The sequence below is a fragment of the Ruegeria sp. HKCCD8929 genome (assembly GCF_013031405.1).
Taxonomy (GTDB): Bacteria; Pseudomonadota; Alphaproteobacteria; order Rhodobacterales; family Rhodobacteraceae; genus Ruegeria.
This window is the reverse complement of record NZ_WPZY01000020.1, coordinates 1-13,245: the sequence shown is the minus strand read 5'-3', so window position 1 is coordinate 13,245 and position 13,245 is coordinate 1. Positions and strand designations below refer to the sequence as shown.

12 protein-coding genes and 3 pseudogenes are annotated in these 13,245 nt (G+C 60.2%); 9 read left to right on the top strand and 6 right to left on the bottom strand.

What is annotated here, in order from left to right; translation table 11 throughout:
- Positions 1 to 13 precede the first annotated feature (13 nt).
- The 6 genes and pseudogenes from GOX53_RS21660 to GOX53_RS29870 all read left to right on the top strand — a co-directional run.
- Complete coding sequence (locus GOX53_RS21660) at positions 14 to 1,363, top strand: substrate-binding domain-containing protein (RefSeq protein WP_171180088.1); 1,350 nt, start codon at positions 14 to 16, stop codon at positions 1,361 to 1,363.
- The gene (locus GOX53_RS21655) at positions 1,360 to 1,989 is read left to right on the top strand and encodes a helix-turn-helix domain-containing protein (RefSeq protein WP_171180086.1); all 630 of its coding nucleotides are present in this window, start codon (positions 1,360 to 1,362) and stop codon (positions 1,987 to 1,989) included. The genes GOX53_RS21660 and GOX53_RS21655 overlap by 4 nt, the downstream gene beginning before the upstream one ends.
- 2 nt (positions 1,990 to 1,991) lie before the next feature.
- Positions 1,992 to 2,774 (top strand): alpha/beta hydrolase, encoded by a 783-nt coding sequence (locus GOX53_RS21650; RefSeq protein WP_171180084.1) that lies wholly within the window; start codon positions 1,992 to 1,994, stop codon positions 2,772 to 2,774.
- On the top strand, positions 2,771 to 3,919 hold the full coding sequence (locus tag GOX53_RS21645) for a fumarylacetoacetate hydrolase family protein (protein ID WP_171180083.1): 1,149 nt from the start codon (positions 2,771 to 2,773) through the stop codon (positions 3,917 to 3,919). The genes GOX53_RS21650 and GOX53_RS21645 overlap by 4 nt, the downstream gene beginning before the upstream one ends.
- A 10-nt stretch (positions 3,920 to 3,929) precedes the next feature.
- Positions 3,930 to 5,426: an aldehyde dehydrogenase (NADP(+)) gene (locus tag GOX53_RS21640; RefSeq protein ID WP_171180081.1), complete on the top strand. Its 1,497-nt coding sequence runs from the start codon at positions 3,930 to 3,932 to the stop codon at positions 5,424 to 5,426.
- A 126-nt stretch (positions 5,427 to 5,552) separates the two neighbouring features.
- Positions 5,553 to 5,730, top strand: a pseudogene (locus GOX53_RS29870) (IS5/IS1182 family transposase); the annotation flags it as partial.
- A 260-nt stretch (positions 5,731 to 5,990) separates the two neighbouring features.
- Here GOX53_RS29870 and GOX53_RS21635 read toward each other — a convergent pair.
- The 6 genes and pseudogenes from GOX53_RS21635 to GOX53_RS21615 all read right to left on the bottom strand — a co-directional run bounded on the left by GOX53_RS21635 (position 5,991) and on the right by GOX53_RS21615 (position 11,084).
- A complete protein-coding gene (locus GOX53_RS21635; protein ID WP_371810384.1) occupies positions 5,991 to 6,566 on the bottom strand; it encodes a DUF1826 domain-containing protein in 576 nt (191 codons plus the stop codon).
- Positions 6,520 to 6,630: pseudogene (locus tag GOX53_RS30325) on the bottom strand (DUF1826 domain-containing protein); the annotation flags it as partial. The gene GOX53_RS21635 and the pseudogene GOX53_RS30325, both read right to left, overlap by 47 nt.
- Positions 6,627 to 7,841 carry a GTP-binding protein gene (locus GOX53_RS21630; RefSeq protein ID WP_171180182.1) on the bottom strand — a complete coding sequence of 405 codons (1,215 nt, stop codon included), beginning with the start codon at positions 7,839 to 7,841 and terminating at the stop codon, positions 6,627 to 6,629. The gene GOX53_RS21630 and the pseudogene GOX53_RS30325, both read right to left, overlap by 4 nt.
- Before the next feature lie 63 nt (positions 7,842 to 7,904).
- Positions 7,905 to 8,990, bottom strand: a pseudogene (locus GOX53_RS21625) (GTP-binding protein); the annotation flags it as partial.
- Between the two features lie 16 nt (positions 8,991 to 9,006).
- Entirely contained in the window at positions 9,007 to 9,894 is an 888-nt protein-coding gene (locus tag GOX53_RS21620; RefSeq protein WP_371810391.1) for a nickel/cobalt transporter, read from the bottom strand.
- 80 nt (positions 9,895 to 9,974) lie between these two features.
- Positions 9,975 to 11,084, bottom strand: coding sequence for a zinc ABC transporter substrate-binding protein (locus GOX53_RS21615; RefSeq protein WP_171180078.1), 1,110 nt, complete (start codon positions 11,082 to 11,084; stop codon positions 9,975 to 9,977).
- 56 nt (positions 11,085 to 11,140) lie between these two features.
- Between GOX53_RS21615 and GOX53_RS21610 the strand changes: the two genes are divergently transcribed.
- Genes GOX53_RS21610 through GOX53_RS21600 form a run of 3 tightly spaced genes read left to right on the top strand, consistent with a single transcriptional unit; the run spans position 11,141 to position 13,193 of the window.
- On the top strand, positions 11,141 to 11,653 hold the full coding sequence (locus GOX53_RS21610) for a Fur family transcriptional regulator (protein ID WP_171180076.1): 513 nt from the start codon (positions 11,141 to 11,143) through the stop codon (positions 11,651 to 11,653).
- A 2-nt stretch (positions 11,654 to 11,655) separates the two neighbouring features.
- Entirely contained in the window at positions 11,656 to 12,396 is a 741-nt protein-coding gene (locus GOX53_RS21605; protein WP_171180075.1) for a metal ABC transporter ATP-binding protein, read from the top strand.
- Positions 12,396 to 13,193: a metal ABC transporter permease gene (locus tag GOX53_RS21600; protein WP_171180073.1), complete on the top strand. Its 798-nt coding sequence runs from the start codon at positions 12,396 to 12,398 to the stop codon at positions 13,191 to 13,193. The genes GOX53_RS21605 and GOX53_RS21600 overlap by 1 nt, the downstream gene beginning before the upstream one ends.
- The last annotated feature ends 52 nt before the right edge of the window (positions 13,194 to 13,245 follow it).

Here is a 13,245-nt window from a genome sequence, read left to right as displayed (position 1 = left end):
CGGGAAGGCGCCCATGTCTCAGGATGATAAATCAAACGTGCAGCGCATCGCTGCGATCCTGAAAGGGTTCGACGCGCAGAACACGCCGCGCCGCACCCATGATATTCTTGAGGAACTGGGCGTCACCCGCTCAACGGGGTTTGGGCTGTTGCGGGCAATGGTCGCGGCGGGCTGGCTTGAAAGGTTCGACCACGGATTCCTGAGATTGGGTCCAAAGGCCCGGCAGATGATTTTTGCAGCACTTGAGGTGCCGGAGATCGGATCTGGCAAGAAACTCCTGGCCCGGCCGGGCGTTACTGGGGCCGGGAAAAGAGAGGGTGCGCCCGATCTTGAATGGGACCCTGCGCTGGTCCGGACGGTGGATGCCAGCCGCTATCAGCGCCCGGCACCCTATCGCATCGGGTTCTCCAACGCCTCGACCAGCAATGCCTGGCGCCGCGCAATGCTGCAAAGCCTGTTCTATGCCGAACGCATCGCACAGGCTCAGATCGACGCGCTGTTCGTGCTGGATGCGCAGGACGATCCGTCTTTGCAACTTCGGCAGATTGATGAACTGGTGGCGCAGGAAATTGACCTGTTGCTAATCTCGATCACCTCGGTCAACGACACCGAACTCAGCGACCGATTGGGGGCACTGGCAGCCGAGGGCCTTCCCATTGTTGCCGTGGACCGGCGCCCCAACGACCGGTCCTCGCTGGTTTCCTTTGTCACGGCCTCGGACCACCGGATCGGACGTATCAGCGCGCATTGGATGGCGGAACATCTGTCCGGGCAGGGTCGGGTCTGGCTGCTGAGCGGTCTCGACGGGGCCAGCCCGGCCTTGCGCCGACAGCAGGCGGCACTGGCCGTTTTTGCGGAGTTTCCGGGCATTCGCGTGGAAAACGTCAGCTACACCGACTGGACTGAAGCAGGGGGTTATGACGCCATCGGCAAGGTTCTGGCCGAAGCCCGTCGCCCACCGGACGGTGTGTGGTGTGACAGCGGGTTGCAGGGGGTGGGCTCGGTACGCCGGTTCCTGGAGGGCGGGTTCGACGTTCCTGCCCATACCGGTGGTGACCTGAACGAGATGTACAAGCTGTGTCTTCACCACAAGGTTCCGATGGCGGCGCTGGACTATCCGGCCAGCATGGGCGCGCGGGCGCTTGGACTGGCGCTGGACATCCTCGGCGGAAACGTGGTGCCGCAGCGCGTCGAAGAACCGGTGCAAATCGTATTGCCCCGGGGGTTGGAGACCGCCTCGGTCAAAGCGGATTCGTGGGCCGAACTGCATGTTGCCTGGGACCTACCAGATGACGCGATCCTGTCACAGGGGCCCGCACTACGAAGTGCCAAACGATCAATCAGAGGGAGTGCCACGGGATGACACAAACCGCTTATGCACGCGCAGTCGATGTTTTCGAGGCCCTTGTCACCTCCCCCGGGCGTCAGGCGCATTCCTCTCCCGCAGGGCTGATCCGGGCTGCGGACGTTCCGGCCAGCAGCGGTTATCGCCATACGGCGACGCTTGAGGCCGAAGGGATGCTGCGGCGGGACGGGCAGGGGAATTACCTTACTGGTATGTCGGCGGTCCGCGTGGGCTTGCAAGGGTTCGGCGTGGGGCGACTGGCGCCGTTGGTCCAACCCATCCTTCTGCAATTGCGACAGAGCACCCAGCTGACGTCGTTTCTGGCGATCGCTCGCGATATGGAACTGAACATGGGTCCACATTCCATCGGGCGCGAGACGCGCGGCACACGGTTGCAACGCACCTACGGGTTCGAAACCATCCCAGACCTTGCCATCGGTCAGGTGACCGAAGTCGGGCTGCGATGGTTCGAAGGTCAGGTAGCACGCCGAACAAATGTGGCCCTGATACCGGTCGAAAGCTCCGCCAGTTGCATTGCGTTGATTGGCCTTGTCGTCAACTCGACACGCGGAGCGACAGATTCGCAAATCCGTGCGCTGGATCAGGCTTATCGACAAATTGCAGAGACCACGGTGGGGGATTAACTGTGCAGGCTTTCTGGGATCGGCAGTTCAAATTCTCCGAGGTTATTCCAGACTTCGTGGATGCCCTCGACCGTATGGCGCAGCACAGCGCAGAGGTTGCCAAGCGATCCCGGTTCACGCGCGTAGCCTATGGAGATCATGCGCGGCAGTGGGTTGAGTGGACCGACGGAACCGGCCCTCGGACGGTGTTGCCGGTTGTCATTCATGGCGGCTACTGGCGCGCGCTGGAGGCGGAGACGCATCGGTTCATGATACCGGCCTTTCTGCCTGCGGGTGCGGCTGTGGCCAATGTCGAATACCGTCTGATGCCAGAGGTTCGGCTGACCGATGTCGTGGCTGATGTCCGGGCGGCATTGCGGGCGCTGGCCGAGCGGTTTCCGGCGTCGAAACTCGTGCTGATTGGACATTCCGCAGGTGCCCATCTCGCGCTGTCTGCCATGACCGACGCCACGCTGGCCAACCGTATCCGTGGGGTTCTGGCGCTCAGCGGGGTCTACGATCTTGCCCCCGTGCGGCTGTCCTTCCTGCAGTCGGAATTGCAACTGACACCTGAGGAGGTCACGGCATTCACTTTGCCGCCCGAAACAGACCGCGGACCCGTCTTGTACGTCAACGGCAGCTCTGAAACCCATGAGTTCTTGCGCAGCGGTGCGCTGATGTCTCAATCCGCAAATGCCGACTGGCACGTGATCGACGGCGCCGACCACATGTCGCTGATATGGGCTGCCTGCGATCGGGCCGACGCGCTCTTGTCCAAACTCTATTCTTTGGGAACCACCGAATGACACTGAACCTACCTGACACGGGAACTTTCGTTGGCCGGATCTGGCTGCCCGAGGCGCAAGGACCCGCGCTGGTCGCACGGCGGAGCGATCGCCTCGTGGACATCACGTCGGCAAACGTGCCCACGATGCAGGAACTTCTGGAACTGGATGATCCGGCCACCGAGGCCCGTGAAGTACCCGGGACGGATGTCTGCAGCCTTGCGGATGTCGTGGCGAATTCGACCGAAGCGCCAAACCCGGACAAGCCCTACTTTCTTGCGCCGTCCGATCTGCAACCGATCAAGGCTTGCGGGGTCACCTTTGTGTCGTCGATGCTTGAGCGGGTGATCGAAGAGAAAGCCAAGGGTGATCCAGCCAAAGCCGACGCCATCCGTGCACGCTGCACAGAGATTTTGGGCGACAGCCTGCGCGCCGTGGTGCCCGGATCGGAAAAGGCTATGGCGCTAAAGGAGGCACTCATCGCAGAAGATGTGTGGTCGCAATACCTTGAGGTTGGGATCGGACCGGATGCCGAGGTGTTCACCAAGTCGCAAGCCATGTCAGCGGTCGGCTTCGGGGCCAGCATTGGGCTGCACCCGATTTCGACCTGGAACAACCCGGAACCCGAGGTCGTTCTGGCCGTGGACAGCACCGGCCGGATCAGGGGGGCAACGCTGGGCAACGATGTGAACCTGCGCGATGTCGAGGGGCGCTCGGCTCTGTTGCTGGGCAAGGCCAAGGACAACAACGCCTCTTGCGCAATTGGCCCGATGCTGCGGTTGTTCGACGACAGCTATGGTCTTGATGACGTAAGGCAGGCCAAGCTGACCTTGCAGGTGACGGGGGAGGACGGGTTTGTGCTGAATGGCACCAGCTCAATGACCGAAATCAGCCGCGATCCGGAAAACCTTGTGGGGCAGACGCGGGGCACACACCACCAGTATCCGGATGGGTTCTTTCTGATGCTGGGCACGCTCTTTGCACCAACCCAGGACCGCGACACGCCCGGCGGCGGGTTCACGCATAAGATGGGTGATGTCGTAGAAATCTCCAACCCTGCGCTTGGTGTGCTTTCCAACACAGTAAGACTGTCAACCGAATGTCCCCCCTGGGAGTTCGGCACCAGTGCGCTGATGAAAAACCTCGCGGCACGCGATCTTATCTGAGGATTTTGACATGGACGGTAAAAGCCTGATTGCAGGAGAATGGATGGCGGGCGAAGGCAGCTTTTTCTCCGCCCCGGCGCATGGAGAACCCAAAAGCTACTTTGCGGGTTCTCCGGATCTCGTGGCAAAAGCCTGCGCTGCCGCCGAGGATGCGTTCTGGTCCTACGGCTATTCCACCCGCGAAGACCGGGCCACGTTTCTGGACCGCATCGCCCAGGAGATCGAAAGCCGCGGCGCCGAGATCACTGAGATCGGCAGCGCCGAAACCGGCCTACCCGCCGCGCGGCTAGAAGGCGAGCGGGGCCGCACCACAGGTCAGTTGCGTCTATTCGCAGACCATATCCGCAAGGGCGATTACCTTGATCTGCGCCATGACGCGGCGTTGCCAGACCGTCAGCCGCTACCACGACCGGATCTGAAGATGGTCCAGCGTCCGATTGGCCCGGTAGCCGTATTTGGCGCCTCAAATTTCCCGCTGGCCTTCTCGACCGCCGGGGGTGATACCGTAGCCGCGCTGGCCGCAGGTTGCCCGGTGGTCGTGAAGGGGCACCCGGCTCATCCGGGCACCGGTGAGATCGTGGCCGAGGCAATCGACGCAGCACGGGCAGCGCTGGGCATAAATCCCGGCGTTTTCAGCTTTGTTCACGACGGCGGCAATGCAGTGGGTGGTGCGCTGGTCCAGAACCCCTTCATCAAGGCAGTTGGGTTCACCGGCTCATTGCGGGGCGGGCGGGCGCTGTTCGATCTGTGCGCGGCGCGCGACGAACCCATTCCGTTTTTCGGCGAATTGGGGTCCGTAAACCCTATGTTCGTGATGCCTACGGCTTTGAACGCCCGCGCCACGGATATAGCCCGCGGCTGGGCGGCATCGCTGACCATGGGGGCGGGGCAGTTCTGCACAAATCCGGGGTTAGCCATTTTGCCTGCCGGACCGGACGCCGAGGCTTTCATCTCGGAAACCGCCAAAGCGCTGCACGAGGTCACACCTCAGATCATGCTAACCGAAGGGATTGCCAGTGCGTTCTGCGATGGCCGGGACCGCATCGCATCGACACAAGATGTTGAGACGGTCTTTGCCGGGACCGCTGAAAGCCGATCCGCCAGTGCGTTCCTGTATCGCGTTTCTGCCGAGACTTTCGCGGCCAACCCGGTTTTGTCACACGAGGTCTTCGGGCCTCTGGGCGTGGTTGTCGTGACCGAGAACGCGGAGCAATTCACGCAGTTGGCCAAAGCTCTAGAGGGTCAGTTGACTGCGACGATCCACATGGATGACGGGGATGCCGACCTGGCGGCCGAACTTCTTCCCGTTCTCGAACGAAAGGCCGGGCGGGTTCTGTTCAACGGCTTCCCGACCGGCGTCGAGGTTGCCGACAGTATGGTACACGGCGGCCCTTATCCTGCCTCAACAAATTTTGGGGCGACAAGTGTTGGAACGCTGTCGATCCGCCGATTCCTGCGGCCTGTTTGTTATCAAAACAAGCCAACAGAGCTCGTGTTGGGAAGCTGAGTTTTCTAAGGCGGTCAAATCTATGGCGTCATGCTGGTCTGCATGCGAAGCAACAAACGACTTACTGGGAAAGGATGCGAGCGACGGATTGTTGTACCTCTGACTGATCACGCTGACATTAGAGCTTGGTTTTTCTGTCTTAATCTGAATGACAGCATTCCAGCGCATTCGGCATTCTCGAAGAACCGACCCGGTCGCTTTCGCGAGAGTGATCTGCTTCCGTCATGTGTTCGAGGCAGCTGTTGAGTGGAGCATGGAGGAAGGGCTGGTCTGCGGCCAGGGCTTCGCCGTGGATGCCAGCATGACTAGCTGGGCTACGATTACGAGGGCCAGGCGGCGGCCAGGACGAATTCACTCTCGCAGCCACCGCCCAAAGGCTCCGGAAGTCGGCGAAACTCAAGCCGATGGAACCAGTCGCAGGCTAGAAAGGCGGAACGGCTGCAGATTGCTCCACAAAATCAGAGCGTTGGTCCCGAGCAAACCGTCAAAACCAATGACTTTTTCAACAACATCAGCCAGAATGCGGCTGTCTTGTACAAAAAAGCAAACCGGCCGTCAGTCTCGTTACTCCTTCTCTTCTTCAATGTCGAAAATCGGATCGAACACAAGAACAAGCCGAGTTTCGCCGGTACCCGCTATGGTCGGTGAGCGGTGCAAGAGGCCTAAGGGCGGTTTCTGAGGCCATTGCGTGCCGCGCATGACCATAGGCGATCCGGTTGCGACGGTGAAAATCCGTTTTGGGTCCTCGCCGTCGGTTGAGATCCCGTATTGGGTGCCGGTGCCCCGATAGGTGCAGATCAACTGCGCGAAGATCGCGTCAATGTGGAACTTTCTACACGCGTTTGTATTGATCACGTCCAGCCGCAAGCGCAGATAGGGTGCATGCATCAATTCGGCGAAACGTGCAGCCAGATCGGCGATGTCGTTTTCCAGCCATGTTCGCTCTGCACCCTCGTCTAACGCTACCATTTCGCAAAGATGGCGCGTGGCTTCGGGTACCGCATCCGGGCGCAGAACGAGCCGCCCTTTTTGGCAGTTGCGACGGATCGAGAGCGTTGATCCATGTTTGAAAACCCGGCTCGACCTGGCGGCGCCAGATTGTCGCCGCGCAACCGGGTGTTCGGATTTTGGCAAGCCCATCCGGAGTGTCAGCGATGCCAACACCGACAGCTGCGTTTCTTAACTCGGACTGGACGTAGCTCATGCGGCATCCTCCACTCGGCGCCATAGCGGGAACGGGTCAGGCAAATCTCCTGGAAGAGCATCCGGCCCGGGGGCACGGGTCTCGGACAGCAGGCAGGCATCGAGCCTAGATTTCAGTTTCGGCCAGTCGATGCCCGAGCCGATAAAGACGATCTCCTGTCGCCGGTCCCCCCAGGGTTCCATCCAATGCTGCTTGATGTAGCTCTGCACTGACGGATGCTCGGGCCAGCGTTCCTTTGGAACCGATGCCCACCATGTCCCGATCGGCTTTACGCTCGACAAGGCGCCAGCAAGCGAGAACTCGGCGACCCACATGGGCCGAGTTGCGATCCAGAAATGCCCTTTGGCGCGGATCACACCGGGCATGTCGCCGTTCAGCACCGTCAGAATTTTCTCGGGCTCAAACGGCTGACGCGCGCGGTACACATATGACGAGACGCCGTACTCTTCGGTTTCCGGGACATGATCGGCAAAACCATACAGTTCCTTGGCCCACATCGGGTGCTCATGAGCTGTGTCGAAATCGAACAGGCCGGTGTCGAGGATTGCCTTGCTCGCAACCTCTGAATGGTTCGTCTCGATGATCCTGGCATCCGCGTTCAGGCTGCGAATAATCTTGCGGGCGGCATCGGTGCGCTTGGCCCCTGCATCGTCTACCTTGTTGAGGATGACCACGTCTGCAAACTCGATCTGGTCCGTCAGAAGATGGACAAGCGTTCGCTCATCCTCGTCCCCCATTGTCTCTCCACGGTCACGCAGGAAGTCATGGCTGGAGAAGTCATTGAGTAGGTTCACGGCATCCACGACCGTGACCATGGTGTCGAGTCGGGCGACATCCGACAGGCTCTCACCGTTTTCGTCACGGAAATCGAAGGTTGCCGCGACGGGTAGGGGTTCGGAGATACCAGTGGACTCTATCAGCAGGTAGTCGAACCGGCCTTCGGCAGCCAGCCGCCGCACCTCGGCCAGCAGGTCGTCGCGCAGGGTGCAGCAGATACAGCCGTTCGACATCTCGACAAGCGTCTCATCGGTACGGCTCAGCTCGGTTTCAGCGCGCACCAGATCGGCATCTATATTCACCTCGGACATGTCGTTGACAATCACGGCGACACGCCTGCCTTCGCGATTATTCAGCACGCGGTTCAGGAGGGTGGTTTTGCCAGCACCAAGGAAGCCTGATAGGACGGTTACAGGAAGGCGAGTATCAGTCATGGGCAGGAACACTTCGTCTTTCGTGGCGATGTCTGGTTGATGGGCGCGCAGCATGTCGAGGCTGCGTTGTAATTCAGGACGGCTGAGATCTCGGGCGATGACCACGATGCGCGAGCGGCGGTCATCGCCAGTCCAGTTCTCCAGTGGGACCGGCGGATCGAAAATGTGCTGCACGCCATGAAACACGAAGGGGACGTCGATGCCTTCTAGAAAGACGATACCTTTGACGCGCAGAATATCTGGCCCTTTGAGTGCGACCAGCGTGTCCAGCCAGAGGTCAAACGCTGCGTCCTTGAGCGGCGCGTCCAATACAATCGAGGCGGAACTGATCCTCGCATCATGTGGTGTGGGGACAAAAGACGACCGCTTGAGCGCGGACAGTCCGGAGAGGTTCGCGAGCGGGTCGCTTTTGCACTCCGCAGCAGGTGTGGTCCAAGCAATCCCGTCTTGCTGGGCCACGCCCTTGCGCAAGCCGCTCAATCCCCAGAGTGTGTCTGGCTCGAATTGATCAGCAACGGGCCGCTCGATCCGGGCCGTGGGGTTCAATCCGCTCAATCGTTTTAAAAAGGCGTCTGCTGCCGCCGCAGTGACCAGATCTGTCTTGCTGAGCAGGATCAGATCAGCCATCGCAACTTGCGAGACCGCCTCGAACTGCGCGTCCAGTGTCGCGGGGCCGGTGGCTGCGTCAACGACTGTCACCAAACCGTCCATGCGGGTGGTGTGCGCCAAACCGGGGTCGACCAAAAGCGTCTGCAAAATAGGACCCGGATCGGCCAGCCCTGTCGTCTCTATTACAATACGTTCGAAACCCAGCAGCCCATCGTCTCGACGTTTGATCAAGCTGCCTATCGTTCCTGACAAATCGCCCCGGATCGAACAGCAGAGGCAGCCTGATTGCATCAGGACAATTTCGTCTTCGACAGACTCGATCAGGTCGTGATCCAGCCCCGCCTCGCCGAACTCGTTCACGATCACTGCAATACGTCCGGCTGACGATTCCGATAAGACCGCATTCAGCAGCGTTGTCTTTCCGGCGCCGAGAAAACCCGTCACAACCGTGACCGGTATCCGCTGATCCGACGCGTCATCGGTAACCGTTGCTTCTTGGGACGTCACTGTAAGCTCTCCTGAATCACTATGTAATAACATATCATTCATAGGGAAATTAGATCGAACCGTCCAGATATGATATTGAAAGCCCGGCGCTAAGAATTGCGATGAGCGCACCACCGACAATATGAAGCCCGGCAGAAAACTGCTTCAGGCGTTTACCCTCAAGCTTAAAACTTGTCAGCCTGCGCGCTGCGACACCCGACCCGGCAACAATCAGATTAAAGGCAGCTGTTCCCAAGCTCATCGTCAGAACCGCGAGGCAGCCGACAAGGAACACGTCCATACGCAGTGCGATCACCAGTACAAAGAGCGCGCCCGTGCAGGGTCGGACAGCCACGCTTCCGATCAGCGCTAATGCTTCTCGTGTCGAGTTCAGGCTTTGCACTTCAGAGACGGTTGGCCCGTGGGCATGACCGCAACCACAGTGAGACACGTGACGGCCATGCCTTACTCTTTCCTGCCGAGGCCAGCCTCGCACGCCTCTTACGATCAGCAGCACGCCAATCGCGGAAATTGCAATTGCGCTTGCTGGGGCGAGCCAGGCTTCGGTCATCCCGACAAGGTCACGCGTCGCCCATCCCAGAGCGAGAGCTACGCCGCCCACAAGAAATATTGCAACGCCAGCCTGCGCGAGGCTCGAAGCCAGCGTCAGCACGATCATCCGACGCAGCGTTGCTCCACTGGCCAGCGCAGTTCCTCCCAGCAACACCTGGCCGTGCCCGGGTCCAAGGGCGTGGACAAAGCCATAGGCGGCAGTCGCGCTGCACAACGCCCAGATTGCCCAGGCATCGCCAGCACGGATCGCCCGCAGGGCGCGGGCCATTGCGTTCTGGAAGTCACGCTGCTCTTGCGCCGCCCATTGCGAAAGTCGGTTCCAGGGGACGGAGAGCCACAACACCAGCGCCGATCCAGCTAGAATAAGCGCGATCGCCAAAGCCACCAAGCGTCCGCTATGCGCGAGGCCCCAAGCGGCACTTGACCCAGTCGAAGTTGAGCCTTCGACCGGGTGGTCTGAGTGGTTCACAGGCACTCGGCCAGCGCTTTGGCCATGTTCCGGATAAGCTGTGGGTACAAGGCCGCACCAGGTTCAAGATCAGATCCGAGAGGATCAATTACGCCTGTGCTGGCCTCGGTCCCGTCCAGCACGGTGTTGATAATTCCCTGACTGAATTGTGGCTCTGCCAGAACACAACCAACGCCTTCACCGCGAATTCTACCCTGGATTTCAGCAATGCGAGCCGGGCTCGGGTCGGAAGCGTCGCTGAGAGAGATCGCGCCGGAGGCCGGGAAGTCAAACGCATTCTCGAAATACTGGTAGGCGTCGTGGAACACGATGAAGCTGCCGCCACGGACCGGTTCAAGCATCCCGGCCACTTCGGCGGAAAGCGCATCCAGTTCCTCGCGCGCCGCCGCAGCGTTTGCGAAATAGGCACCTGCGTTGTCCGGATCGGCAGCGGAGAGCTTTGCCGCAATAAGGTTCAGCCAAATCTGGGCGTTCTCGGGCGAAAGCCAGGCATGGGGATCGTGTTCGCCGTGGGCATGCGCATCATGATCGTCTTGCTCAGCGTGCTCCTCGTGGCCATGTTCGTCATCCTCGGCGTGATCATCATGCTCTTTGTCTTCGTCGTGCTCGTCATGCCCATGGTCTTCTTCATGCGCGTGTTCGCCATCTTCGGCATGCTCGTCGTCATGATCGTGGTCATCATGTTCCTTGTCCTCGGCATGCTCTTCATGACCATGTTCGTCTTCATCGCCATGCTCGTGCGCCTCGAACAAAGCACCCTCGCGGAAATCCAACAGAATGGTGTCGTCCGACTCCAGCAGGGTCGTGACGGTCGCACCGTCGGCGAGGGTCTCAACCGCATCTTCCATCCATGGCGTCAGGCCCTCGCCCAGCCAGAACACTAAATCCGCCTCCTGCAGGGCTGAGGCTTCCGAGGGGCGCAGGTTGTATTCATGTGGGGAAGCACCCGGCGGAACAATCAGGTCAGGTGTCCCGACACCCTCCATCACCCGCGCCACCAGCGAATGCACCGGCGCAATATCGACCGCCACGTTCGGGACATCTGCCATGGCTGTGCCCCCAATCAGCGCAGCCATGATTGAAACTGGAAGAAGCTTTCTGGACATCAGACCCTCTGTGTGATTTTATAACGTTACGAGCGGCATACATGATATGGAATAACATGACAAGTGAGACGCGACCCGTGCCGGCTGATCAATCGGCCCCCGTAGGGTTCCAGAAACATGACCATGCGACCTGCGTAGAAACGGCCCTGGCCACGGCCGAGGCGCGATGCAGGGAAGAAGGGCTGCGTTTGACCCCGGTTCGGCGCAAGGTGCTGGAGATGTTGCTGCAGGAACATCGGGCGCTTGGTGCCTATGCTATTCTTGACCGCCTTCGCGAGGAAGGGTTTGGATCGCAGCCGCCGGTGGCTTACCGGGCGCTCGACTTTCTGGTCGATAACGGTTTCGTGCACAAGATCGAGCGTCTGAATGCATTTGTCGCGTGCGCGCATCCCGGCGCCGCGCATTCGCCCGCCTTCATGATTTGCCGGAAATGCGATGCCGTGGCAGAGGCGCATTCAGCCCCGGCCAAAGGCGCGCTGGGTGCGGCTGCGCGCGCGGTGGGTTTCGAGATTGAGCGGACGGTTGTAGAGGCCGAAGGCATCTGCCCCGACTGCACCGAAAAGGCGTAAAGATGACCCTAGTCACCGTTGACAATCTCAGCGTGCGCTATGGCGTGAACACAGTTCTGAGTCATGTGGATATTGCAATCGAGCCCAGCGAGATCGTAACCATCGTCGGACCAAACGGCTCGGGCAAGACCAGCCTTTTGCGGGCCATCATCGGGGCGACCACGCCGTCCGCCGGGCGGGTTACGCTGAAGCCCGGGCTGAAAATCGGATACGTGCCGCAAAAACTGCACATCGACCCGACCTTGCCGATCACCGTTGAACGTTTCCTGCGACTGACCAATCGCGTTTCACGACAGGATTGCGCGAATGCGCTTGAATCAGCCGGTGTGCCTGACCTTCTGAAACGCCAGATGTCGCAGCTGTCGGGCGGACAGTTCCAGCGCGTGCTGCTGGCCCGGGCCCTGATCAATCGGCCGGACATCCTGTTGCTGGACGAAGCGACGCAGGGTCTCGATCAGCCGGGGTCGGCTGCATTCTACCGGCAGATCGAAGACGTCCGCCGTGATACCGGCTGCGCGATCCTGATGATCAGTCACGAGCTGCACGTGGTCATGAGCGCCTCTGATCGCGTGATCTGCCTCAACGGCCATGTCTGCTGTGCGGGATCACCCGCGGTGGTGGCCTCGGCCCCGGAGTACAGGGCCCTGTTCGGAACAGGCACGGGCGGCGCGCTCGCCCTTTATCGCCACGATCACGATCATCACCACGACCACGGTGCAAATTCTCAGGAAGCGGCAGAATAATGCTTGATGATTTCATGACGCGAGCAACGCTCGCCGGCGTGGGTGTGGCGTTTGCCGCAGCTCCGCTTGGATGTTTCGTCGTCTGGCGCCGCATGGCGTATTTCGGAGACGCGACAGCACATGCCGCGATACTGGGTGTGGTGCTGTCGCTGACATTCCAGATGTCGATTTTCACGGGCGCACTGACGGTTGCTCTCCTGATGGCGCTGACTGTGACACTCCTGGCCGGTCGCGGCTATGCCATGGACACGCTGCTGGGTGTTATGGCGCATTCCGCGCTGGCCTTCGGTCTTGTTGCGGTGTCGTTTTTGTCCGGCATTCGTATCGATTTGATGGCCTATCTGTTTGGCGATATTCTCGCCGTTTCGCGCGCCGATCTAGCCGTTATCTGGGGTGGTGCGGCGCTTGTCGTCGGGCTGATTGCGTGGCGCTGGTCGCAACTCCTGACCGCGACACTGAATGAGGAGCTGGCCTATGCCAGCGGCTTCGACCCCAAGCGCGAGCAGTTGATCCTTACCTTGTCATTGGCGGTCACAGTCGCCGTCGCAATCAAGGTTGTAGGCGTGCTGCTGATCGCCGCTATGTTGATCATTCCGGCCGCGGCCGCACGCAACCTGGCGCGAGCGCCGGAAACGATGGCAGTGATTGCGGCTGCGATTGGGGCGGTTTCGGCCGTAGCAGGCCTGCGGGCAGCTTACGTATTCGACACTCCAGCAGGTCCGTCGATCGTCTGCGTGGCGGCCATCCTGTTTGCCTGCTTCAGCCTCATTGGAATGCAAGGTCAGCGGGGGGCTTAGGGTCAGGATGCATTGATTTTCGCTGCTCTGCGTGATTCACGGCTCGGAAAAC